The organism is Oceaniserpentilla sp. 4NH20-0058 (genome assembly GCF_040371755.1).
Classification (GTDB): domain Bacteria; phylum Pseudomonadota; class Gammaproteobacteria; order Pseudomonadales; family Oceanobacteraceae; genus Bermanella.
The window spans coordinates 47,180-70,825 of the sequence record NZ_BAABWE010000008.1 but is presented as its reverse complement, the minus strand read 5'-3'; the positions used below and the strand labels follow the sequence as shown (position 1 = coordinate 70,825).

Annotated in this window: 21 protein-coding genes; 7 read left to right on the top strand and 14 right to left on the bottom strand. The window is 42.9% G+C overall.

Features of this window, described 5'->3' with window-relative positions; all coding sequences use genetic code 11:
- Positions 1-197 precede the first annotated feature (197 nt).
- The 14 genes from ABWV45_RS11365 to pilG form a co-directional block, all read right to left on the bottom strand.
- Complete coding sequence (locus tag ABWV45_RS11365) at positions 198-1,235, bottom strand: hypothetical protein (RefSeq protein WP_353351716.1); 1,038 nt, start codon at positions 1,233-1,235, stop codon at positions 198-200.
- Positions 1,232-2,101 carry a hypothetical protein gene (locus ABWV45_RS11360; RefSeq protein WP_353351714.1) on the bottom strand — a complete coding sequence of 290 codons (870 nt, stop codon included), beginning with the start codon at positions 2,099-2,101 and terminating at the stop codon, positions 1,232-1,234. The genes ABWV45_RS11365 and ABWV45_RS11360 overlap by 4 nt, the downstream gene beginning before the upstream one ends.
- A 56-nt stretch (positions 2,102-2,157) precedes the next feature.
- Positions 2,158-2,307, bottom strand: coding sequence for a hypothetical protein (locus ABWV45_RS11355; protein ID WP_353351712.1), 150 nt, complete (start codon positions 2,305-2,307; stop codon positions 2,158-2,160).
- A 1-nt stretch (position 2,308) separates the two neighbouring features.
- Positions 2,309-2,821 carry a hypothetical protein gene (locus ABWV45_RS11350; protein ID WP_353351710.1) on the bottom strand — a complete coding sequence of 171 codons (513 nt, stop codon included), beginning with the start codon at positions 2,819-2,821 and terminating at the stop codon, positions 2,309-2,311.
- Positions 2,822-3,151: 330 nt separating this feature from the next.
- Positions 3,152-4,213 carry a hypothetical protein gene (locus ABWV45_RS11345; RefSeq protein ID WP_353351709.1) on the bottom strand — a complete coding sequence of 354 codons (1,062 nt, stop codon included), beginning with the start codon at positions 4,211-4,213 and terminating at the stop codon, positions 3,152-3,154.
- Positions 4,210-4,692, bottom strand: a complete 483-nt coding sequence (locus ABWV45_RS11340; RefSeq protein ID WP_353351707.1) for a hypothetical protein — start codon at positions 4,690-4,692, stop codon at positions 4,210-4,212. Before ABWV45_RS11340 ends, ABWV45_RS11345 begins: the two co-directional genes overlap by 4 nt.
- Positions 4,693-5,175: 483 nt before the next feature.
- A complete protein-coding gene (locus ABWV45_RS11335) occupies positions 5,176-5,658 on the bottom strand; it encodes a chemotaxis protein CheW (RefSeq protein ID WP_353351705.1) in 483 nt (160 codons plus the stop codon).
- Complete coding sequence (locus ABWV45_RS11330; RefSeq protein WP_353351703.1) at positions 5,639-6,676, bottom strand: chemotaxis protein CheB; 1,038 nt, start codon at positions 6,674-6,676, stop codon at positions 5,639-5,641. Before ABWV45_RS11330 ends, ABWV45_RS11335 begins: the two co-directional genes overlap by 20 nt.
- On the bottom strand, positions 6,673-13,104 hold the full coding sequence (locus ABWV45_RS11325; RefSeq protein ID WP_353351702.1) for an Hpt domain-containing protein: 6,432 nt from the start codon (positions 13,102-13,104) through the stop codon (positions 6,673-6,675). The genes ABWV45_RS11330 and ABWV45_RS11325 overlap by 4 nt, the downstream gene beginning before the upstream one ends.
- Before the next feature lie 28 nt (positions 13,105-13,132).
- Complete coding sequence (locus ABWV45_RS11320) at positions 13,133-13,993, bottom strand: CheR family methyltransferase (RefSeq protein ID WP_353351700.1); 861 nt, start codon at positions 13,991-13,993, stop codon at positions 13,133-13,135.
- Between the two features lie 13 nt (positions 13,994-14,006).
- Positions 14,007-16,040: a methyl-accepting chemotaxis protein gene (locus tag ABWV45_RS11315; protein WP_353351698.1), complete on the bottom strand. Its 2,034-nt coding sequence runs from the start codon at positions 16,038-16,040 to the stop codon at positions 14,007-14,009.
- A gap of 75 nt (positions 16,041-16,115) precedes the next feature.
- Positions 16,116-16,643 (bottom strand): chemotaxis protein CheW, encoded by a 528-nt coding sequence (locus ABWV45_RS11310; protein ID WP_353351696.1) that lies wholly within the window; start codon positions 16,641-16,643, stop codon positions 16,116-16,118.
- A 3-nt stretch (positions 16,644-16,646) separates the two neighbouring features.
- Positions 16,647-17,015 (bottom strand): twitching motility response regulator PilH, encoded by a 369-nt coding sequence (gene pilH / locus ABWV45_RS11305; RefSeq protein ID WP_353351694.1) that lies wholly within the window; start codon positions 17,013-17,015, stop codon positions 16,647-16,649.
- Between the two features lie 52 nt (positions 17,016-17,067).
- Positions 17,068-17,448: a twitching motility response regulator PilG gene (gene pilG / locus ABWV45_RS11300; protein WP_353351692.1), complete on the bottom strand. Its 381-nt coding sequence runs from the start codon at positions 17,446-17,448 to the stop codon at positions 17,068-17,070.
- 193 nt (positions 17,449-17,641) lie between these two features.
- Here pilG and gshB point away from each other — a divergent pair, with 193 nt between their 5' ends.
- From gshB to ABWV45_RS11265, 7 genes are all read left to right on the top strand, one after another.
- Positions 17,642-18,598 (top strand): glutathione synthase, encoded by a 957-nt coding sequence (gshB, locus tag ABWV45_RS11295; protein WP_353351690.1) that lies wholly within the window; start codon positions 17,642-17,644, stop codon positions 18,596-18,598.
- A gap of 205 nt (positions 18,599-18,803) precedes the next feature.
- Positions 18,804-19,679, top strand: coding sequence for an energy transducer TonB (locus tag ABWV45_RS11290; protein ID WP_353351688.1), 876 nt, complete (start codon positions 18,804-18,806; stop codon positions 19,677-19,679).
- Between the two features lie 3 nt (positions 19,680-19,682).
- The gene (locus ABWV45_RS11285; RefSeq protein WP_353351686.1) at positions 19,683-20,240 is read left to right on the top strand and encodes a YqgE/AlgH family protein; all 558 of its coding nucleotides are present in this window, start codon (positions 19,683-19,685) and stop codon (positions 20,238-20,240) included.
- 14 nt (positions 20,241-20,254) lie between these two features.
- Positions 20,255-20,704 (top strand): Holliday junction resolvase RuvX, encoded by a 450-nt coding sequence (ruvX, locus tag ABWV45_RS11280; RefSeq protein WP_353351684.1) that lies wholly within the window; start codon positions 20,255-20,257, stop codon positions 20,702-20,704.
- Positions 20,705-20,782: 78 nt separating this feature from the next.
- Positions 20,783-21,274 (top strand): bifunctional pyr operon transcriptional regulator/uracil phosphoribosyltransferase PyrR, encoded by a 492-nt coding sequence (gene pyrR, locus ABWV45_RS11275; protein WP_353351682.1) that lies wholly within the window; start codon positions 20,783-20,785, stop codon positions 21,272-21,274.
- A gap of 26 nt (positions 21,275-21,300) precedes the next feature.
- Positions 21,301-22,296 (top strand): aspartate carbamoyltransferase catalytic subunit, encoded by a 996-nt coding sequence (locus ABWV45_RS11270; protein ID WP_502914679.1) that lies wholly within the window; start codon positions 21,301-21,303, stop codon positions 22,294-22,296.
- The gene (locus ABWV45_RS11265; protein WP_353351678.1) at positions 22,296-23,585 is read left to right on the top strand and encodes a dihydroorotase; all 1,290 of its coding nucleotides are present in this window, start codon (positions 22,296-22,298) and stop codon (positions 23,583-23,585) included. The genes ABWV45_RS11270 and ABWV45_RS11265 overlap by 1 nt, the downstream gene beginning before the upstream one ends.
- Positions 23,586-23,646 lie beyond the last annotated feature (61 nt).

Genomic DNA, 23,646 nt, shown 5'->3' with positions numbered 1-23,646 from the left:
GAGACGCAGCTAAAGTCTTCGCAGCGATTTAGTCAAAAAATTTCTTTTGTCATTCCGGAGGCGGAGCACTCTCGTAGGATGGGTTAGATTGAGCGAAGCGAAATCGTAACCCATCAAAAAACCATTCAATTTAATAAGATGGGTTACGCCCTCGCCGAGGCTCGTGCTAACCCATCCCACTTCAGTTGTTGTTTCAACTATTTCAAAACATCCGGATCATTTAACAACGCATCGTGCATTTCTGGAATCAACTGCCCTTCTTGTCCGTCGCATTCACTTTTTGATGGAAAGCCTTTTTGCCATGATAGGTTGTTGGCGGTGAGCCAACCTTGAACGGTTTCAGGGGCGGTGCCGGTTTGTAGTTGGTATGCACCATCAACTTTCTTGTAGTGTAAGTAGCTATCACTTAGTTTTTCAAAACCCTTCAAACTATCCCCTTGAAGGCGAGATTGATATAGCTTACGCCAAAGTACCAAATCTACATTTTGGTTATTATCAAAATCTTGCACATATAGTTTTGAGTACCCTCTATAACCAATAATGGCATTACGATCTTTTTTAAATTCATACAACGATGCGTATTGAGGTGTATTTGCATCAGGGTCATCTAAATACATTTCTGCATCTATAAGCGTTTGCCATGTAATATAATCGGGGTAGTTAAATAATGTACTAAATACCACTTTTTCTTGTGTCGGAGAAAAGACAACCAAGGTATTTTTTAAAAACAATACAAGTTCCGAGTCGCTATCAGCATCAATGTCGCCATAACGTAAGGGTGTATGCTCTAAGCATCCAATGGCATCAGCAACCTCATCTCCATAACTTAATTCATAAGGCAGCGTAATCTCATAATCATTTAATCGTTTTTTGATTTCAGGTTCTAAGAATTCCTGCTCACTCCAACGTCCAACCCACCAAGGTTCTACACAGTCATCATTAGAAGCATTGCAGGGAGATGAGGAAGTTAGAGGCCAGCCAATTGGTTCCGTTTTATTCTTCAAGTCATAATATCCAATTCCTTGCCCACCCCCTGAAAGCCCATAATATATATCTTGAGACTTTTCTACCAAGTAATATGGAGTGTATTCAAAATGATTATAGATAGTATCAAATGGTATTGGGCTTTCTTCATCATCAAATCCGTTGGATAAAGTAGACTTCTCAAGTGCCCATAGTTGTAAGGCGAACGAACATAGACAAATTGCTAATAGTTTTTTATTAATTTTAATCATATGCAACTAACCTTTAGGTTCTTATCTCTTTTGGCTTTCTTTTTATAATCTTCAAATTTTGCCTTTCTTGTAGGCTGCCCAGGTTCCTTAACATCAAATGGTTCCATCCATTCGTTCTCACCATACGCAAAACACCAATCGGTTCCCGCTTTTGGATCAGAATTACCATTTTCATCGGTCAGGTTAGCTGGATAGGTGCCGCCTTTCCATATATAAGTTCGATAGGGCAAATTAAATTTGTCCGCACTATTTCGAACGTCTATGGAGTATTCACATGACTTACAATCCGCTAACTTCTTATTTTTAAGAATGATAGGCCAACTTTTATCACCCGGATTAAGATTATATTCCGCAATGGCTCGAGCTAACTGCTCGTATTCATCCTCTTGGGTTTTGATTGCGCTTACGGCAGTACACGTACCGGATCCACTGCAATGACGATAAGCTTTTAAATCACTGTCATTATGGCTTCTGGCCGTACCTTGAGCAAACACTTTATAAAACGCGCCAGTGTGACCATAGTCATTTGCTGTATTACCGGGTGCATTAGCTGCTGTATGTACGATGAAGCCCTTTAAGTTATCTTCTGGATCAAAATAATTTAATGCTTTCTCTTTGTGTACACGGATAGGCTTTTTGCTATAGCGATAGTGGTACTGAATTTGGTTAAAACTCATACTACCCAATTCATCTCCACCACCTTCTGTCATTCTATACCCTGTTTGAGGAAAGCCATGCCCCCAATGTGATTTCGTTTCACGTGCCTTCCATGATCTTAGTAATGCTTTTCGGTTGTACTGATCACCGCTTACCCCTGCAAGCGTTAGCACCGCATCATGTTTGCTCTTTGTATAGGTTATCGGCACCGTACTTCCTAATCCTTCATCCCATATCTTAATTGCTGATGTTAGCCATCCGTCAACTATAGAAAATATTCTTTATAAAGCGATAATTCTTCTGGGTATTCCTGCTGCGCTAGCTTCCCTTTTTGTAGTTCTAAAGCGTTTACACACTGGACAAAAAAGAGAAGCGCAAAGAGTAAAGCTATACTTGCCTTTGTTTTAAATTTCATACTAACTACACCCTACTCGATAATCGGTATCTTCTGATTTTGGATAACCACTCGCATGAGCCTTGGATTGTTTTTTTACATCATCGTATTTCAAGCCAGTTATCCAGTGCTCTTCACCATACACAAAGCACCATTTTTTCCCTGCCTGGGGGTGAACGGTTGGCGCGCCATTCTCATCTAATATCAACTCACCAGATTCATTGAATTTAAAGGAAGAGTACACTCCTCCTTCCCATATATACGTGCGAAGTGGCAAGCGAATACCATGATCCGTTCTCACTCCATTTGGTTTTTCTATGTCTTTTAGAATATCAAGACCATATCGAATTGCTTTAACCAGTTTTGCATCTTCCATTGTTTTTGAATCAGTTAAGATCTCTGACCAAGAAAGTGAATTATTAAACTTCGTCGCCCCTTGGTTATACGCCCCAAGTGCTTTTACTAAGACTTCATATTCATCATCGGTATGACCATTCTCATCAATGATCACTTCTTCGTCACCCATTATAATCATTATCAAATTTTTATCTGAAACATCATGCTTGGCGGTATAAGCTTTATCATAAAAAGCGATTCTGAAGCTACGACCACAATCTCCCTACCCAGATGTGATTGGTAAAGATTGGGCGATCATCTGCACCGTTACTGTTGTAAATACCAACAGCCTAGGCCAGTTTTTCATAATCGTCTTCGGTATCATTTTGCTTAATGGGTGTGATGTCTCCAGATGTAGGATGGATTAGATTAAGCGAAGCGAAATCGTAACCCATCAATTACACTTTCAAATAAGATGGGTTACGCTCGTGCCTCGCTAACCCACCCTACATACAATTGGTATTTCCGGTTACTTTAAAACATCCGGATCGTTTAACAACGCATCGTGCATTTCAGGGATTAACTGCCCTTCTTGTCCCACACATTCGCTTTTGGATGGAAAGCCTTTTTGCCAAGTGAGGTTATTAGCGGTGAGCCAGCCTTTGATTTGATCTTGTTGAACAGCATCCAATGGAAATTCCCCATCTTCCGCTGGCTCATTAGTTTGAAGCTGATATTCTCCATTCTCTAATTGATAATGTACAAACAGTTCTGCTTCTAACTGAAAGCCTAAAGTGCTGTCAGACTTTAAACGAGACTCGTAAAGCTTACGCCAAACCACGATATCTTTTTTATTATCGTTATTAAAATCACCTAGAAATATTTTTGCGAAAGATCGCGTTGCTGGAAATGCCGCATTTAAGCGGTTACCAACTCCACTTTCTGCTACATACTGACTGATTACATCGCTTTCTTTGCCATCAAACCAAGAAGCCACTTCGTGTGGTGCCAATTCATCTGCATCGGCAAAGCGAGTTGAAAAGATGATCTTTGCTTGATCAGGTGAGAATACGACTAAGTCTGAATCTAAAATCAGTACTAACTCTTGAGTATTGTCTCCATCAATATCGCCATAACGTAATGGTGTTAATGCTAAGCAGCCTAAAAACTCTTTAAAAGCCGGTAATTGATAGGCTTCTTGGCTTAAAATCATGGTATTTGGATCGGTGACAGGAGTGGTGTCGCCTCCTAAGGCTCCGGCAATAATATGCCTAACCTTCCAGTTGGTGCCTTCGCCTTTCATGCGAACAGCATTGGGCCAAGGGGTTAGGGGCCAACCTGATAGAACATCATTCTCATCCAATAAGTTAAATACACCTATTGTATTTCCTGTTTTAGATAAGGAAAAATATTGACCCTCCGAGATTTCATATAAATAACCTGGAAGCGTCTGATATTTTTGATAAATACTTTTTAAAAGAGATTTTTCGACCTCACTCCTTGTCTTTCCTTTTTCTAAGGTAATGCCATAAACATGAGCTGACACCAAAGAACAAATTAGTAATAAAAATTTAATTTTTTTATTTATCATTGACAGTCCACCCTTTGATCTACATCGAAGTCAGCTACATCCTGATAGTCACTAAATACTTTATCCCTTAACTTACCATCATCACCCATAATTTTGCCTCCAGCCAACCATTCTTCCTCACCATACTCAAAACACCATTCTGTTCCTGCCTTTGGATCAGAATTACCATTTTCATCGGTCAGGTTAGCTGGATAGGTGCCGCCTTTCCATATATAAGTGCGAAGTGGCAAGCGAATTCCATGATCCGTTCTCACTACATGTGGTTTTTCTATGTCTTTTAGAATATCAAGACCATATCGAATTGCTTTAACCAGTTTTGCATCTTCCATTGTTTTTGAATCAGTTAAGATCTCTGACCAAGAAAGTGAATTATTAAACTTCGTCGCCCCTTGGTTATACGCCCCAAGTGCTTTTACTAAGACTTCATATTCATCATCGGTATGACCATTCTCATCAATGATCACTTCTTCGTCACCCATTATAATCATTTTCAAATTTTTATCTGAAACATCATGCTTGGCGGTATAAGCTTTATCATAAAAAGCGATTCTGAAGCTACGACCACAATCTCCCTACCCAGCTACGATTAGTAAAGATTAGGCGATCATCTGCACCGTTACTGTTGTAAATACCAACAGCCTTGGCCAGTTTTTCATAATCGTCTTCGGTATCATTTTGCTTAATGGGTGTGATGTCTCCAGATGGTATCTACATAAAATTGGTATTTCCGATTACTTTAAAACATCTGGATCGTTTAACAGCGCATCGTGCATTTCGGGGATGAGAAACATTTCTTCATCCAATTCATGGCCTTTATCTGGGTCAGGTTTCAATTTTATTAAGTGACTAAGGCCTATATATTTCCATCCCTCATTTGCCATAATGATTTTTACAAAAAAAAAAGCGGATACGCTTTCACGTACCCGCTTTATCTTTTTAGCATCTCCTGAGGAGCGTAAAGCCTACTGCCACTTCTCCGCCAGTATCGCTTGCTCAAGCATGTCCAAATCAGGAATTATTGCGTGGCCAGTTTCTAGCGTCACGGCCATTTTTTGGCCACGAAGCAAGCTTGTATTTTGATTCTCTTTAATGGCAGCGTCTTCTAGTTTTACCAAGCTTGGTATCCCTTGTGTGATTAATCCAAAAAAACGTAAACTACCCGATTCACCATTAGGTGCATTAATCACGGCAATACGTAGATCTTGTCCTTTTGGCCCGGATTTTTGTCCACAAAAATCTTCATACGCCACGACCGGAATCATGGTGCCACGCCATTCTATACTACCAATGATCCATGAAGCGTCCGCTGCACTTTCTTGAGGAACTTGAAATGGAATTAATTCTGCGACGGTTACGTTAGGTAATACTATGCGCCCGCCCTGCATGGGAATTAATAAACAAGGGAGTGCTTCTTTTGTTTTTTTATCACTTGTCAGTTGCTGCATGGGAGTTTTCCATCAAGTGTTGATTTTCTAGTTGTTTGATATGTTCAACCAAATGCTGCGCAAGCGCATGTGGTGAGCCACTAAAGTTTACGGAACCCGTCTCACGGGAAGCATCAGGCATGGCGGCACTTGCACAGGTTTCACTGCTTTGTGCCCATACTTGCGTATGTTCACTTTGTAATTGAGAGACGGCTTCTGCGCCGTCGTTCCCCATGCCGCTAAACAATATGATTCCAGCGTAAGGAAAGTGTTTTAGTGTGTTGACGATAAGCTGATCCACCGATGGACCATATGGCCCAGGCCATGGACGTTCTAATACATGTATCGCCCCTTGTTTAAAGGTGACTTCTTTATCCGCCTGTACGATGAGTACTTCACCGTTTTTAATATTCATGTTTTGCTCGGCTACACGCAACCTAAAATGTGAGTGTCGACCCAATACATTGGCCAAAACAGAAACAAATTGTGCGTCTATATGCTGACCATAAATAAAGCCTACCGGTAATCCTTTTGGTAGGGCATCAAGAAATTCTTTTACCGCTTCTGGACCACCTAATGAGCTACCTATTATAAAGATGTATTTAGCAACGTTTTCAGTGTCGGCAATGACAGATTCTGGCAGTGGAATTTCCACTGACTGTTGAGCTAATTGTTCTATGGCTTGTAAGCTTGCTTGGGTGTTTCGCGCAGCAATAAAGTCGTTGCCTATTAAACCTTTAAGTTTTGCATATAGGCGTTTTTCCCACTTTGGATATTCAGGCGTGGACTTCGAAGGGGCCGACTCAAACCCAAAAAGTACGGGTTTGTCTAATTCGAAAAACGCATCAAGTTGGTCATGGTCTTCATGTAAATCAACAAGCCAAATTGAGACCTTCGGATCTAAACCTTTTTGCTCTAGGCTTTGTGGACTTAGGCTAAGTACTTCACAGCCAAAATCTTCAATGGCATTTCTAAGGCGATGTAGTTGCAAGGTATCCTGTGCAACTACAGCCACCTTAAGCGAGCTGCTTTCACTCACTGATCATTCCTTGTTACGCCTTGTATGGTGTTTAATAGAATATCTTCTTGGAATGGTTTACCAAGGTACTCATTCACACCTATCGAAAGCGCACGCTCTTTATGTTTATCACCGGTACGGGAGGTAATCATAATGATAGGAACGTTTTTCAATATCGAGTGGTGACGCATTTGCGTAGCCACTTCAAAGCCGTCCATGCGTGGCATTTCAATATCAAGCAATACTAAATCAGGTACATATTCTTGCATGACTTCAAGAGCATCAACACCGTCTTTTGCAGTTCGTACTTCCATGCCGTTACGTTCAAGTAAACGGGTGGTAACTTTACGTACGGTTACGGAGTCATCCACCACTAATACCGAGGTGATTTTGTCTGATTCGGATTCCAGTTTGGCTTCCGCTTGATGTTCAAGTTTAATATGTTGTTTATATTCTAAGCTGTTTACGTGACGCATCATGTTCGGTAAGTCGATGATGATTACAACACTACCATCACCTAGAATCGTGCCACCGGAAACACCTAATACTGAGTTAAACTGAGGCCCAAGGGTTTTTACGACAATTTCACGAGAGCCCATTAAGGTATCGACTTGAATCGCAGCCGGAGACGAGCCTCGCACAAGTACAACAGGCATCGGAGCATTGCTATCAGTCAAGCGTATGCTATTTTCGTCACGCAATAGATTACCTAGGTAATCTAATTGATATTGACGACCACCATAGTTGTATACAGGTTTATCTTGCTTATAGAGTTCTTTGAGGTTCTGCGCGCTAATACGCACAATACCCTCAATACTGTTCAATGGTATTGCAAATAATGCGTCGCCCACTTTTGTCATTAACGCTCGGTTAACCGATACGGTAAATGGTAGACGTATCGTGAATTCAGTGCCCTTACCTTCTTGAGAGGCAATAACAACACTGCCACCCACTTGTTTGATTTCACTGTTTACGACATCCATGCCCACACCGCGACCAGAAATTTGCGTCACTTTTTCAGCGGTACTAAAACCAGCTTGAAGAATAAACTGTAAAACTTCTTCATCGGCAATTTGTACATGCTCTTCTAGTAAGCCTCGTTCAATGGCTTTTTTACGTACCGCATCTAACTGTATACCAGCACCATCATCAGATAGGGTCAGTACCACGTCACCGCCATCACGAGACAAACTCAAATGTATATTACCGGTTTCAGATTTGCCTACTGCTTGACGCTGCTGTTGGTTTTCTAGACCGTGATCCACTGCGTTTCGTAGCATGTGTTCAAGTGGTGAAATTAAACGCTCTAACACGCTTCTATCCATTTCACCTTCGGCATTATTAACGTGCAGTTCTACTTGCTTGCCCAGTTCTTGACTTACCTGACGAACAATACGACGTAAACGAGGAACCAATCGGCTAAACGGTACCATGCGTGTTTTCATCAAGCCTTCTTGAAGCTCGGTATTTACACGGGACTGTTGCAGCAATAGGGTTTCTGCATCTTTGGTTTTGTTTAATAGCGTGGATTTAATGTCCATTAAATCCGAAGCAGACTCCACTAACGAACGTGATAACTGCTGTAGCTGAGAATAACGGTCCATTTCTAATGGATCGAAGTCCTCGTAATCAGGCCCTTGTTGCTCACGACGGAACAGGACTTGTGCTTCTGTTTCTATGTCTAAACGACGCAGCTGATCTTTCAAACGATCCAGCGTGGAATCCATTTCTTCTAGGGTGTAGGAGAAGTCCGTTACTTGGTTTTCTAAACGGCCACGACTAATAGAGGTTTCACCCGCTAAGTTCACTAATCCGTCGAGTAATTCCGCCGGTACTTTGATCATTTCTTGCGGCTGAATACGAGCCTGTTGTGCTTGGCTGACTTTAGCCTGTGGAACCGCTTGCTCTACTTGAGCTGGAGCTGCTTTTGCAACAGGTAAAGATACAACATTACTTGATTCTTCCGCAGGTGCTTGAGCACTTGCTTCAACAGGAGCCTGCTGAGTTTCAATTACAACGGGCTGTGCTTGTTCTATCTGGTTTAGCCATAGCTGCACACTATCCAAACGACTAGCAATTAAATCCAGTTGCTGATGAAGGTGGTTAAATAATTCATCATCACCTGCTTGTTTGCTCTGTAAGCGATTCTGTAATTCATCTTCCATGTTATGAGCAAGATCACCAATCTCGCTTAATCCAGAGATACGGGCTCCACCTTTTAAAGTATGAAGTACACGTTGAATAGATTCATTATGCTCAAGCTGGTCGGGTTGTTCCTTCCATTTTTCGATGGCTGCGTCTAATTCTTCCATTAGCTCTTCAGCTTCTTCTAGGAAGATTTCAATCACTTCTTCATCTGCATCTATTGCCATTTGTGCAACAGACACGCTTTGCGGTTCGTCATTATTAGTGGCTGGAGCTTGAAGCTCTGGCACATCAATATCTAATTCTTCCGCAGGTAACTCTAATGATTCACCTGTAATGAATAACTGGATGGCGGTGATCAGTTCCGGTGCTGATTTGATTACTTGCTGATTAGATAGCTGATTAACCATTTCGGCTAATCTGTCTTGGCAAAGATGCAATAAATCAAATAATTGATTGGTGGCATTTAAGCGCCCAAGACTTAAGCCTTCGTATAACTCTTCAAGTTCATGGGCGAGATCACCAATGGCATTGATCTCTGCCATACGTGCGCCACCTTTAAAGGTGTGTAAGTCACGTTGTAATTCTGCAACTTGAATTAGGTTATCTGGGTCTTGCTGCCATTCATCTAATGACGTACTAATGGAATCCACAAGCTCTTGAGCTTCTTCTAAAAAGATATCTAAAAGCTCAGGATCAATGTCCGATTGCTCCTGAGGCTCTTCCACTTGTATTTCAGGTAAATCTAATTCTATTTCTTCATCGAAAGTTGCAGGCTCGTCTATTAAGGGCTCTTCAATAATAAGAACTTCACTAGACTCTATTTCATTGATGTCATTAAGTGAGGTGTCTTCATCTGAGCTTATTGGCTTTGTGTACTGAATGCTTTCAGTTAACTGTTGCACTAACTCGGTAGCAGGTACCACAGCTTGACTAGCCGCCACCATATCCATCATATTTAGCAGCCCTTCATGGCCATCTTTTATGATATCGATAAATTCATTATTTACATCTATGCGATGCTCTTTAACTGCTATATATGCCTGACGAATGGCTTCACACAGACTAACAATTGGCAATAAGTCTGCCATTTGTGCGCCCTTTTCTAGGGTGTGTAATTCGTCTTCCATGCTATCTAGCAATTGTAAATTTGTTTCGTCTGCCTGCCATTCATCTAATGTTTGCTCCACATCCATCAGGATATCCATTCCTTCAGATAAGAAAACAGATAACACCTGTGGGTCAACATTATTACGGCTGGCATTAGTGCCTAGTTTTTGATGGAACTGTTGAATAAGCTGCTGGCTTAATCGATTTACATCCGAAGTGATGTCTTCACTACCTGCGATTGGTGCAAACGGATTACTCGCAAGTTGATTAAAGCCTTCTTCGATCAAATCCTTACCACGAATAAACAAATGCACTATCTCAGCAGTGGTTTCGACATGATACGCACGCAGATCTTTGGCAAAAACTTCAAACACACTTGCTATTTCGGCAATCGACTCTATATGAGCCATATGTGCACTGCCTTTAAGTGTGTGCAGTGCCCGTTGCAATTCGTCAGTAATGGGCGAACTGTAGTCTGCGTCTTGTTCAGTTTGTATGAAGTCTTCTAGCACTTTTAAGTGGGATTCGACTTCTGAGCTAAATACTTCGAGCAAAGCCGGGTCGAGAGCTGAAACCTGAGTTTCCTCTAGGTTGTCTTGGGCTTCTTGAGCTTGTTCGATATTTTGCTGCAGTGCTTGACTCATGACTTCTGCACAAGGGGATACATCTTCACCCTTAGACACCGCATCAGCGTATTCTTGTATCAGTTTGACATCCACATCACATGACTGACGCGTTTCAAATGCTTTAATTAAGCTAGGAATTTGCTCCACAGCAAAGTCCACAATATCAACAAAAGGGTCGCTTAGTTGGATGGTTTTATCCAATAAACGATTGAACATATTTTCAATTGCCCAGCCTGTCTCACCGATATCTTCAGCACCCACCATACGACCACTGCCTTTTAAGGTGTGAAATGCACGTCGGGTAGTTGTAAGTGATTCATCGTCAGCATTATTTGCTTTGAAAGCGGGCCATGACTCATTAATGGTTTCTAAAACTTCTTCGGCTTCTTCTAAGAATATTTCAATGATTTCATCATCGATTAAATCATCATCGTCATCGAAATCATTCGTTTCAGGAGTTACCTCTGTAACTGGAGTTTCTATCGTTTCAACTTCAACTACAGACTCCTCAGTAACCAATTCAGGCTCTGTGGACTCAAACTCTGTTTCAGTAAATTCGTTTGCTTCAAGTGTATCGAAAGATGAGGGTTCGTTAATGTCTAATTGCAATACATCATCTAATGCCATGGCCCAATCTTGTGGGTCTTCTTCCACATCGATAGATTGCATGGATTCATTAAATTCAGCATTTAAAGCCTGTGCTTCTAATGCCTCTTGATCAATATCTGTTTCGTCTTGTTGCGGCAACTCTAAACTGATTTCTTCTGAGTCCATCACTGGCTCAAACGAAAACTCATCATCTTCAACCGTTAATAAAGGCGCTACCTCTAAATTGGTTTCTCCTGAATTAAAGGTCTCTTGCCCTTGTGTTTCATGCGTATCATTCTCAGGAGTAGCTTGCGTTTTTTCAGGCAAATATGCTGCAATTGCCTCTCTCGCACGCTGTAAAATTTCTAAGCCAGAATTATGATTGTTTTTCTCTAAACGCTCTAAGAAATACTCAATACCACTTAATGATTCTGCCAAGGCATTTAACAATGCTTCTACAGGAGGAGTAGCCTCTGATGCATGGTTATGAAGAATAAACGAGCAATCGCTGGCTATATCCGCCGCCTCTTGCTGCGGCACCATAACTAAAGTGCCATGAAGACTCATGAGTAATTCAGCTGCCTCATCTAATAGAGACAGCTCGCCGTTTTTGGTGGCGTATTCCACAACTAAGTCTTTCACTTTTTCAATAAAGTTTTTCGACTCTTTAATAACAACTCGTTGAGCTTCACCTAGCTGATGACTTTCTGGCGACTCGTTATTACCTGATCCCAAACGATCAGACAGGCCAACCAACGTAGCTTCAACATAAAGCAGTGCACCAGCAATATCCATTAGCTGGGTATTATCTGCTGGCTGATTGTTATCGACAAAACCTTTAACGGTTTCAAACTGGTCTTGAATGACTTTACGCGGCACACCTAAACCCAGCATGCCCATTGTGTCACTAATTTGTTTAAATCCTGGCACTAGTCCTGCCAATTGAGATGGCTGAGCAATTTTATCTTGTACAAGTTGATCTAGTTCATCTTTAAGGCGTGTGATTTCTTCGATTAGTGCCGCAGCCACTGAGCCTAGTGTGTCTTTATCTGGGCCGTCGAGTGCTCTGCGTTCTTCATCAACTTCACTACTGGAAGGCAATGCATCATTTAATTGATATTCTTTGCGAATTTGGGTGATTTTATCTGTTGGCTTCTCAGCTTTTGCAACATAGAACAGTAAGTTTTTAATTAACTCTTCTGGTATATGCTCTAACGCTTGTGCGCCATTGGTAACAACATTTTTTAATTCAGGTTCAAGCTGTTTAAGCAAATCTTTAACGGCGCTATTTAAGCGAATACCATCATTCAATAGACCATCTAAAACGGCACTGGCTACTTTCCATATTGACTCAGCGGTTGTATTGGAAAATAACTTAACCAACCTAACACTGACTTTTTGCAGGTATTCAAGATTATGTTTGGTATCTTTGCCTTTTAATACACCTAACAAAGCCACTTGATACATTTGACGTAGCTTTCGCAGAACATCTGAAAACTGTTTATCGGAAAAGTGATGCAGTTGTTTGTCTGTCAATGCTTCAGCATGTTTGAGCTTTGGCTGAAATAAAGACGTTTCAGATAATAAACTATCGCCACGGGCACTGCGTAAATCATTCAATACAGGCAGCAATACAACAGGTAAATCTCTGCGGCCCAGCTTAATATGATCTAAGTAATTCGGCAGTTGTAAAATCGCCTGCATTAATACTTCGCGGGCTTCTTCAATATGAGTAATGGTTTCGTCTAGCATTGCTTGAACGACGACTTCCATTTCTTCTGCCAACATGGCAGCCCCATAGAATTCAACCATCTGTAAGGTGCCACGCACCTGATGGAGATATGTAAGACAAAACTTCAAACGAGCAGTATCGTCAGGAGCTTCTACGTAAGCTTCTAATTCGTACTGCGCCTGTTTTAAGACTTCTTCAATTTCGCCTTTAACCCAATCAAGGGCTACGTAATCATGGCGATCGCCCATAATGGCCCCGCATCCTATTTATACTTTACTAAACACGCTTAATAAACGCAGTAATTTGCTCACCTTTGACTGGGGTTAAGTCTGGGTGCTGCCAATCGAGCATTTCACCCATCCCAATCAAAAGTAAACCACCAGGCGCCAATCTCTCTACCAGTTGGTCGAGAATTTCTTGACGTCTCCAATGCCGAAAATAAATCAATACGTTTTGACAATAAATGATGTGCCTCATGCTTTTCGACACTTGATTTAATTGCAAAACATTCACTTGGGCAAAACCCGTGTGTTTCTTTATTTCAGGAACAACACCAAACGTTTGCTCGTCTTCCTGAGTGAAATATGTTTTTAGATAATGCTCTGGTAAATTAATGAGTCGCCTTTTAGCAAACTTGCCTTCACGCGCTTTATTCAATACCGGCAAACTAATGTCTGTACCCGTTACTAAATATTCACCCTGCACGTCTTCACTGGCAAGCACTTCGTTGGCAACCATGGCTAAGCTGTAAACTTCTTCGCCACTGGAGCAACCAACACTCCAAATATCCAGAGGATTTTTTTTATTATATTTATTTTTGTGAGTACTAATAAATTTACTCACATACGCAAGTGCTTCCGGATCACGATAGAATCGAGTTTCTTGAACGGTTAATCGATCAACCAATCTTGCCCACTCGATATTTCCCATAGGGTCACGGACAATACTTTCGTAATATTCTTGAAAATCGTCACAAGCCACTTCGCGCATTCTTTGCGTTAAGCTTGACTGCAAATATGATTTGCGTTGCTCTGTGACGTAAATACCGGTTCGGGTTTCCAACAATTCTCGCCAAAGTGAGAATTGTTGGTCAGTCATTTCCGGCAGGGTCTTTAACGTCCACCCTGTCTGTGACATGGCTACCACCTAATTACACGTTAGATTCAGGTAGCTTAAAGCCCGCTACAGATTCACGTAATTTCGTCGCCATTTCTGCAAGGTTACCGATGGATTTCGCCGTTGCGGTTGTACCTGCTGAGGTTTGCGATGTGATCTCTTGGATTACGTTCATCGTATTTGAAATGTGGCCCGCAGATGATGCCTGCTGACGGGCAGCGTTGGAGATGTTTTGGATCAAGTCTGCAAGGTTTTTCGATACGGTTTCGATTTCTTCAAGTGCCACACCCGCATCCTGTGCTAAGCGAGCACCGCGTACCACCTCCGCAGTGGTGTGCTCCATGGAAATAACCGCTTCGTTTGTATCGTTCTGGATAGTTTTAACCAGTGCTTCAATCTGCTTGGTTGCAGCTGCTGAACGTTCTGCTAGGCGCTGTACCTCATCCGCAACCACGGCGAAGCCTCGACCAGCGTCACCGGCCATGGATGCTTGGATTGCAGCGTTAAGCGATAGAATGTTTGTCTGGTCGGCAATGTCGTTGATCAAGGAGATGATATCCCCGATCTCTTGTGAAGATTCACCCAGACGCTTGATACGTTTTGATGTTTCTTGAATCTGCTCACGGATGTTATCCATGCCGTTAATGGTTGCTTGTACCACTTCAGCACCCTTATTGGCGATCGTTACAGATCGCTCTGCCACCGAGGTGGACTCAGATGCGTTTGAAGATACTTGGTCGATGGACACCGCCATCTCGTTAATCGCGGCAGAAGCCCCAGCAATTTCTTGTGCTTGGTGTTCTGCTGCATCTGCAAGATGCATCGCTGTAGACTGTGTTTCTTGGGCTGCCGATGCAACCTGTACCGCTGTCTCGTTGATCGCTGTTACCAGCGCACGCATTTGGTCGATCGCGAAGTTAATAGAGTCAGCAATCGCACCTGTGAAGTCCTCGGTTACCGTTGCCTGTGTGGTTAAGTCACCATCTGCAAGGTCGGCCAGTTCATCAAGTAGACGTAGGATAGCCATCTGGTTGGCTTCATTTTTTGTTTCTTCTTCTTTAAGAGTGCTCTGCGTGCTTTGGTAAGTAATGAATACCAAAATACCTAGAATCAAAAGTGCGATAATGGCAAAACCATAACCACCATACTGCAAGTAATTTAGAGTCGAAGCACTTTCACCGTGTTTGGTGGTTAACTCAGTAGACTTACCCAATAGATCTTGCGACAAGCTAAAGATATTGTTTGCAGACTCACGTACTTGGAATAATTCTGGAGAGGTTTCAAGAATTTCGTCAACCGAACCCGCTACGAACTCAAACAGTTCTGAGATTTCTGCCAATGAATCGATGGCTTCTTCGTCTTTAACGGGCTCGATATTCATAGCCACATTACCTTCGATCATGCCATTAAGTACACGACCAAATAAGTTAGCATCTCGACCGAAGCTATCTGCTGCCATTACGGCGTCATCACCACCAGATAGTACTTTGTTAACCGAACGTACGATACGTTCCGCTAACCATGACTGACGCTGTGCTACCGCAACCTGTTCAGCTGGTGCTTCATTTTCCAGTAAGATTTCTACAACTTCATCGTATTCCACCTGTAGCTGCGGAATGGTTTCAGAAAGGGTTGCAGCAACTTCATGTAAAGAAAGTACTGTGTCGCGAGTTTCGATAATTCGGTCAGCAGAGTCACGGGCATCTTCCCATAACATCTGCATGTCATTCATACCGTCAATAGAGCTAGAAGGTAAACCTGTTTCAGGGTTACCTTTTGAAATATAGCCCCAGCGAGTTTCAAAGTTAGTACGAGCCGATGTAAGCAAAGTAAAGGCTTCCTCTTTACCTGCCGCGGCTTCAACGGCGTTTTTCGCAATCTGCTGCGAAAGTACCCTCAGCTCACCGGAGTGTGCGATATATTGTTGGTCTTGACCCGACTTGTACTGAACATAAGCAGTGATAACAAAGAACACTAATAGTGATACTACGAAGACTATACTTAAGCCTAATCGAGCAGTGTTATTCAGTAAAGTCGACAGGATTGCACTGCCTGAACTCGCTTTCATATTGGTATTCTCCGCAATCGCTTTTAGCTATTTATTCTAATTATTAATACTACATTAACATGTAGTTGGTACTTACTATACAGCAATATCCATATAATTTTGATCATTAATAAGCTGATCAAAACTGAATACTGGCCAAGACTCTCCATCTCTGAGGAAAACCTCTGAAACGTAGGCCTTTGCCTGATCTGGTAAATCCAAATCAGTCGCATCTTGCTTGTTTTCTATTGGGAAATATTGCATGCCCAGAACGGCATCAACGATCAAACCATTGAATAAGTCGCCTTTTTCAATGATTAATGCCCGTTTATTTCGACCAACAGTTGAACGCCCACCTAAATAAGCAGCTAAATCCATTATAGGTACTAACCTACCGCGAACATTCGCCACCCCTTGCACCCAGTGTTTTACACCCGGAACTTGTGTCAATTTAGGGGGAGTTAATATTTCACTCACATCTGACATAGGGGCTACATAGCGGCGCCCTGCCAATATAAAACCTACTCCACGCCAGCTTTCAACCGCTTCAACACGAGAAGGCAAGTCCGCTGCATGGGAACGGCAACGATTGGCGATATCTTGAAGTAGTGCAAATGGCGTCATGGATTAAGTCTCACTCATAACACTTTGTATGGTTTGTGCCAGTACGTCTTCTGTTACTGGTTTAACCAAGTAACCTTTAGCACCTTGACGCTGCCCCCAAACCTTATCGGTTTCTTGGTCTTTCGTGGTGACAATGATTACAGGTATATGGGCAGTTTTGTCATCCTTAGTTAACTGGCGAGTAGCCTGAAAACCATTCAAACCCGGCATAACGATATCCATTAATACCACATCAGGCAATTCTTCACGCGCTAGTGCAACACCATCAGCACCATTTTCTGCCGTCAATACTTCAAAACCTTTTGCCTCAAGCATGGACTTTAAAGTAAATGTTTCAGTTGGCGAATCATCAACTATCAATACGCGCGCCATAAGAACCTCAATATCTTGTCTAACTCTAATTATTTACATCAAATGCTTCGCACTACTTAACGTGATTACGAATAGCACTTAATAATTCATCTTTACTAAAGGGTTTAGTCAAATACTGGTCCGACCCAACTATTCTCCCCTTTGCTTTATCAAACAGACCATCTTTGCTTGAAAGCATTACAACAGGTGTGTCTTTAAAATTGGAATTATTTTTAATCAAGGCACAGGTTTGATAACCATCCAAACGAGGCATCATAATATCAACGAAGATGATGTTGGGGTGGTTATCTGCGATTTTTGCCAATGCATCGAAACCATCAGTTGCCGTAATCACGTTACAGCCCACTTTTTTCAGCAAGGTTTCGGCAGTGCGGCGGATGGTTTTACTATCATCAATCACCATCACTTTAATATTTTCGAAATTGTCCGCCATAAATCAGCCTACTGCAGGTATTTGTATTCTTATTGTCTGTGACGAGCCTGATAGTCACAATAGCAACACTTTGTACCACACTCATGCATGGCATTCTATAGGCACTTGGTCCTAATGCGAATTTCTTGCTAGAGCATTTGTGTTTATTTTCAATGTACAATGGGGAAAATTCAACCATTTAGGCAAGACAAACATGAGCATTAAAGTCGGCATTGTGATGGACCCAATTGAGTCAATCACCTTTAAAAAGGACACATCCATTGCATTATTGAATGCCGCACAGGGTAAGGGCTGGGAACTATTTTACTTAGAAGATAAAGATCTCGCTTTGGAAAATGGGGTCGCAGTTGGAAATATGGCCCCATTAACCGTCAAAATGGACCCTGAAAACTGGTTTGAACGACAACCCGCCAGCTGGCAACCCCTAGCAGACCTTGATGTGATCTTAATGCGCAAGGATCCCCCATTTGATAACGAATATATTTACAACACCTACATATTAGAGCGAGCAGAAGAACAAGGCACTTTAATAGTAAACAAACCCCAAAGCCTTCGTGACTGCAACGAGAAAGTATTTGCTACTGCGTTTCCACAATGCTGCCCTGAGGTATTAGTCACCCAAAGCGCTGAAAGACTAAGGGCATTTCATCAACAACACGGCGATGTAATTTTTAAACCCCTAGATGGTATGGGCGGCTCCTCTATTTTTCGCCTAAAAGCCGACGATCCTAATGTCAGTGTCATCATTGAAACCCTGACTGATCACGGCAATAGCAGCATTATGGCGCAAAAATACATCCCAGAGATCAAACAAGGGGATAAACGCATACTCATGATAGATGGTGAACCCGTATCTCATTGCTTGGCCCGTGTACCAGCAAAAGGCGAAACCCGTGGCAATATCGCCGCCGGCGGAACCGGTATAACCCAAACCCTTAGCGAACGAGACCTATGGATTGCCAATCAAATTGGCCCAACACTAAAGGAAAAAGGCTTAATCTTTGTAGGTTTAGACGTAATTGGGGATTACCTAACCGAGATCAATGTCACCAGCCCAACCTGCGTGCGTGAGATTAGCCGCGATAGTGGGCAAGATGTGGCTATGATGCTAATGGACGCCATTGAGAAAAGGTTAGACGTTAGACGTTAGACGTTAGACGTTAGACGTTAGACGTTAGACGTTAGACGTTAGACGTTAGACAGGATAATTATCGTATTTTTTGTCAATTATAATCACATCTGACATCCAATAATATGCACTTTATGGGCTATTCGGCAATCTAACTAACTTGCCGTCTAGCGTCTAACGCTTGCATCAGGCAAAATAGCACAAACCTACACTTTAACGGAATATCATGAGCCAAACCGCCGCAGTTAATGATTATGATCGCTTTAGTTTTGCTGTATTCATGGCATTGCTGGTGCATTTATTGATCATTTTTGGCATTGGCTTTTCATTACCGGAAAAACAAAACAGCGCCACTACCCTTGATATTACGTTAGCGCAAAATGCAGACACCCAAGCACCAGAACAAGCAGACTTTTTAGCGCAAGCTAATCAGCAAGGCAGTGGTACGTTATCTGAACGAGCGGAAATGACCACCACAGAATTAGCTGATTACGCAGCAGAAGAAATTCGTGAAACACAGCGCCTTCAACAAACCGCCAGCGCCCCAAAACCCGCCGATCAAAATTACCAAAGCATCACCACCACCATGGCTGACTTTGACATTCAAAGCCATATTCTAGAGCAAGAGCTAAAAGCGCTTCAGCTACCCGAAGACTCTACCAAAAGCCTATTAGAGCGCAGCCTAGAAATCGCGAGCTTAGAAGCCAAGCTTGATCGACAACGCCAAACCCTAACCAAGGCACCTCGTACACGCCGTTTGACCGCTACAGCCACTCGTCAAAGCAGTGATGCTCTATATATGAGCCAATGGCTACATAAAATTGAATCCATTGGTAATTTGAATTACCCCGCAGAGGCCAAACGACAAAACATCAGTGGCAGTCTACGCTTATTAGTAGCCGTACGAGCCGATGGCACCATTCACGAACTGAAAATCATGGAAAGCTCTGGGCACAAGGTATTAGATGACGCGGCCAAGCATATTGTCCGCCTAGCCGCCCCTTTCGCCCCTTTTTCTGAAGAGATGCGCAACAACACAGACATCTTAGAAATCATTCGTACTTGGCAGTTTGAACAAACTCAATTTTCGACCAATAGTTGATCAATGACACAAACAATTGATTTAAAAAACCACCTTTTACTGGCCATGCCTCTTTTGACAGATGAGCTGTTTAAAAACTGTGTTTGTTATATTTGCGAGCATGATGAGCAAGGTGCCATGGGGCTCATTCTCAACAAACCCATGAACATTGAACTGAACGATATTTTAAGCGAACTGGATATCACCTCGGCCAATCAACAACACCATGACATCATGCAAGGGGGCCCTGTATCACCAGAACAAGGATTTGTGCTGTATCGCGGAGACAACCAAGACGTTCAAAACATGATTGTGCAAGACCCAATCCGCTTAACCACCTCTAAAGATATTTTAAGCAACATGGCAAAAGGCCAAGGCCCAGAGAGCGCCATCATCTGCTTGGGATACGCAGGCTGGGATGCAGGTCAACTGGAAGCCGAAATTGCCAATAATAGCTGGCTAACCATTCCCGCTGACGAAGAACTGATTTTTGACACCGCCAGTAATGAAATAGCCGAAAAAGCCGCCAGTAAACTGGGCATCCATTTATCATCTCTGAGCGGGCAATCTGGTCACGCATAAACATCAAGGCTAGTATGTCCACGCAAGTTAATAACAAATACACATCCATAATGGGGTTTGATTTTGGCACCAAACGCACAGGTATTGCTATGGGTCAGCGTATTACTCAAACCGCCAATGGCATTGGTTGCATTAGTGCCCGCGACGGCATCCCTAACTGGGAACAATTAGATAAACTGGTGGAAGAATGGCAACCGGATGCCTTTGTGGTAGGTTTACCCATCAACATGGACGGCACAGCCAGTGAAATGTCACGCCGAGCAAATAAATTCAGTAACCGATTAAACGCGCGATATCGTATTCCAAGCTTTACTATTGACGAACGCTTGAGTACCTTTGCAGCCAAAGAAGAAGCCAAGTCACAAGGACATAAAGGTCATTATAAATCAGACCCTGTGGATGCCCTTGCCGCCCAATATATTTTAGAATCTTGGTTCAGTGAAAACCCGTTAGATGCATCTTAAAATTATGCTTCGCGTTTGCATCGCAACTAGATACTCTCAAGTACTCCTTGAACTGCCTTCAAGGAATTAGGAGACCACATGTCTTTGCCACAACCGAAACAACTCATTGCCAGCATGGTTGAAGACCTTGCCGTGCACACTCAAGATAACCCAGATATTGTCATGGTAGGTATTCACACAGGTGGCGCTTGGATTGCACAGCAACTGCACCAACAAATGAAGATTGAAAATGAACTCGGTCTATTAGACATCAGCTTCTACCGTGATGATTTCAGCCAAAACGGCCTACACCCAAGCGTAAAAGACTCTCAACTACCTAACATCGAAAACAAGACCGTTATTTTGGTAGACGATGTCATTATGTCAGGGCGCACCATTCGCGCCGCCATGAATGAATTGTTTGATTACGGCCGCCCTGAAAAAATTATTTTAGCCTGCCTGCTGGATGTAGGGCATCGAGAGCTGCCCATTCAAGCGGATGTAGTGGGGAAAAAGTTAGACTGCCCGCTCTCGCAACGCATCAAACTCAGCGGACCAGATGATTTAACTCTTTCTATTGTGACCCTGTAAAAATAAGGTTTATACATATGCAACCAATGGATCCAAATCAGATTCAACTAAACCAAGAGGGTCGCTTAAAACACTTCTTAACCACAGAAGGTTTAAGTAAAGAAATACTCACAGAGATTATTGAAACCGCTAACAGCTTCATTAGCACTCAAGAACGCAGCGTGAAAACCGTGCCTATTTTGCGCGGTAAAACCGTGGTGAATTTATTTTTCGAAAACTCTACACGTACTCGATCCACATTTGAATTAGCCGCCAAACGCTTAAGTGCTAACATCCTAAATTTAGATATTGCCCGCAGTGCCACCAGTAAGGGTGAAACCTTAATGGATACATTATGGAACCTTGAGTCCATGTATTCCGATATGTTTGTGGTTCGACATGCAGACTCTGGTGCAGCGCATTTTATAGCCCAACATATCACTCCAAACGTGGCCGTAATTAATGCAGGGGATGGCCGTCATGCTCACCCTACACAAGCCATGCTGGACATGCTCACCATACACCGTGAAAAAGGCAGCTTTGAAAACATCAGCGTCGCCATTGTGGGTGATATTCTGCACAGTCGCGTAGCACGCTCGCAAATATATGCTCTTAAAACCCTAGGCTGTAACGATGTGCGCGTAATTGGACCAAACACCCTCATTCCTAAAGACATCGAAAGCCTAGGGGTACGCGCATTTAACAACATGAAACAGGGCTTAAAAGGTGTCAACGTCGTGATCATGTTACGCTTACAAAAAGAACGCATGCAAACAGCGTTACTCCCGAGTGAATCTGAGTATTACCGCTTATATGGCTTAACCACAGAAAGTTTGGCCTATGCCGAGCCCGATGCCATTGTCATGCATCCGGGGCCAATCAATCGCGGCGTAGAGATTGAAAGTGCCGTGGCCGATGGCCCGCAAAGCGTGATTTTAAAACAAGTCAGCAATGGCATCCCAATGCGCATGGCCGTCATGGCAATGGCCATGGGTGGACAAAACCAAGAACAAACCCTATCCGAACAAGAGGAGGCGAAATAATGCAGCTTCAGCCTCAACACACGCTACACATTCAAAACGGCCATGTAATCGACCCTGCCAGCAACCTTGACGGGGTGATGGACATTTTTATTGAAAACGACAGCATCGTTGCCATTGGTCATGCCCCTGTTGGGTTTCAAGCAGAATCCACCATTGATGCCAGCGGCAAAAAAATATTCCCGGGGTTAATCGATCTGCACAGCTTCTTAGCCGAACCGGGTTTCACCCAAAGAGGCAGTATCGCCACTGAAACCCACGCCGCCGCACAATCGGGCTTCACCACTATTTGCTGTAGTCCAAATACTAAACCCATTATTGATAGTTCAGCGGTTGCCGCGTTAATTCAAGAAAAAGCCCACAAAGCGGGGTTCTGTAACGTACTGACTATTGGCGCATTAACCGCCAATTTGGAAGGCGAGCAACTGAGTAACATGTCTGGTTTAAAAGAAGCAGGTTGCGTGGCATTAAGCCAAATGGAATTACCATTTAAAAACGGTCACGTTGTGAAACAGTGCTATCACTATGCAGCGGGTTTTAATATCAGTGCATGGGTTACACCCATTGATCAAGCACTGGCCCACGGAGGCTGTATGCACGAAGGCCCAGCCAGCACACAAATGGGGCTAGCGGGTGTACCTATCAGCGCAGAAACATCTGCATTGGCTCAGCATTTAATTTTATGTGAAGAAACCGGTGTAAAGCTCCACGTTAGCCGTTTAAGCAGTGCACGCGCTCTTGCAATGGTATTAGATGCTCAGCAGCAAGGATTGCCTGTGACCGCAGATGTGGCCATTGGTAACTTAGTGTTTACCGATGAAAACTGCCGTGGCTATAACAGCTTGATGCATGTATCACCAGTTTATCGAAGCGAGACGGATCGCCAAGCGTTATTAAACGCCGTAAACGATGGTCATATCGCCATTTGCTCTAACCATGTCCCCCAAGGACATGCCGCCAAAATGGCGCCGTTTGCTGCCAGCGAAACGGGCATTGCCAGCCTAGATAACTTCACCCAAGTATTATTAAGCTTGGTTGAAAAAGGCGAATTAAACTTACACAGTGCCATTAAAGCGGTGACACAATTACCAGCTAGTATTTTGAACAAGAAACTGGGTAGCATTGTCATCGAACGTAAAGCGGATTTATGCATAGTGGATACTGAGACCTCAACATTTGTAAGTACTGAAAACGTTGAATCCAAAGGTGCCAACAACCCTTGGCTAGGCCAAACCTTCAAAGGCAAGGTGACCCATACTATTAACGCTGGACACATTGTTTTTCAGGCTTAGCACAAGTCAGGTGTCAAACGGTTTGAGGTGCTAGATACTGAACGGGAGACGCGTCTCCCGT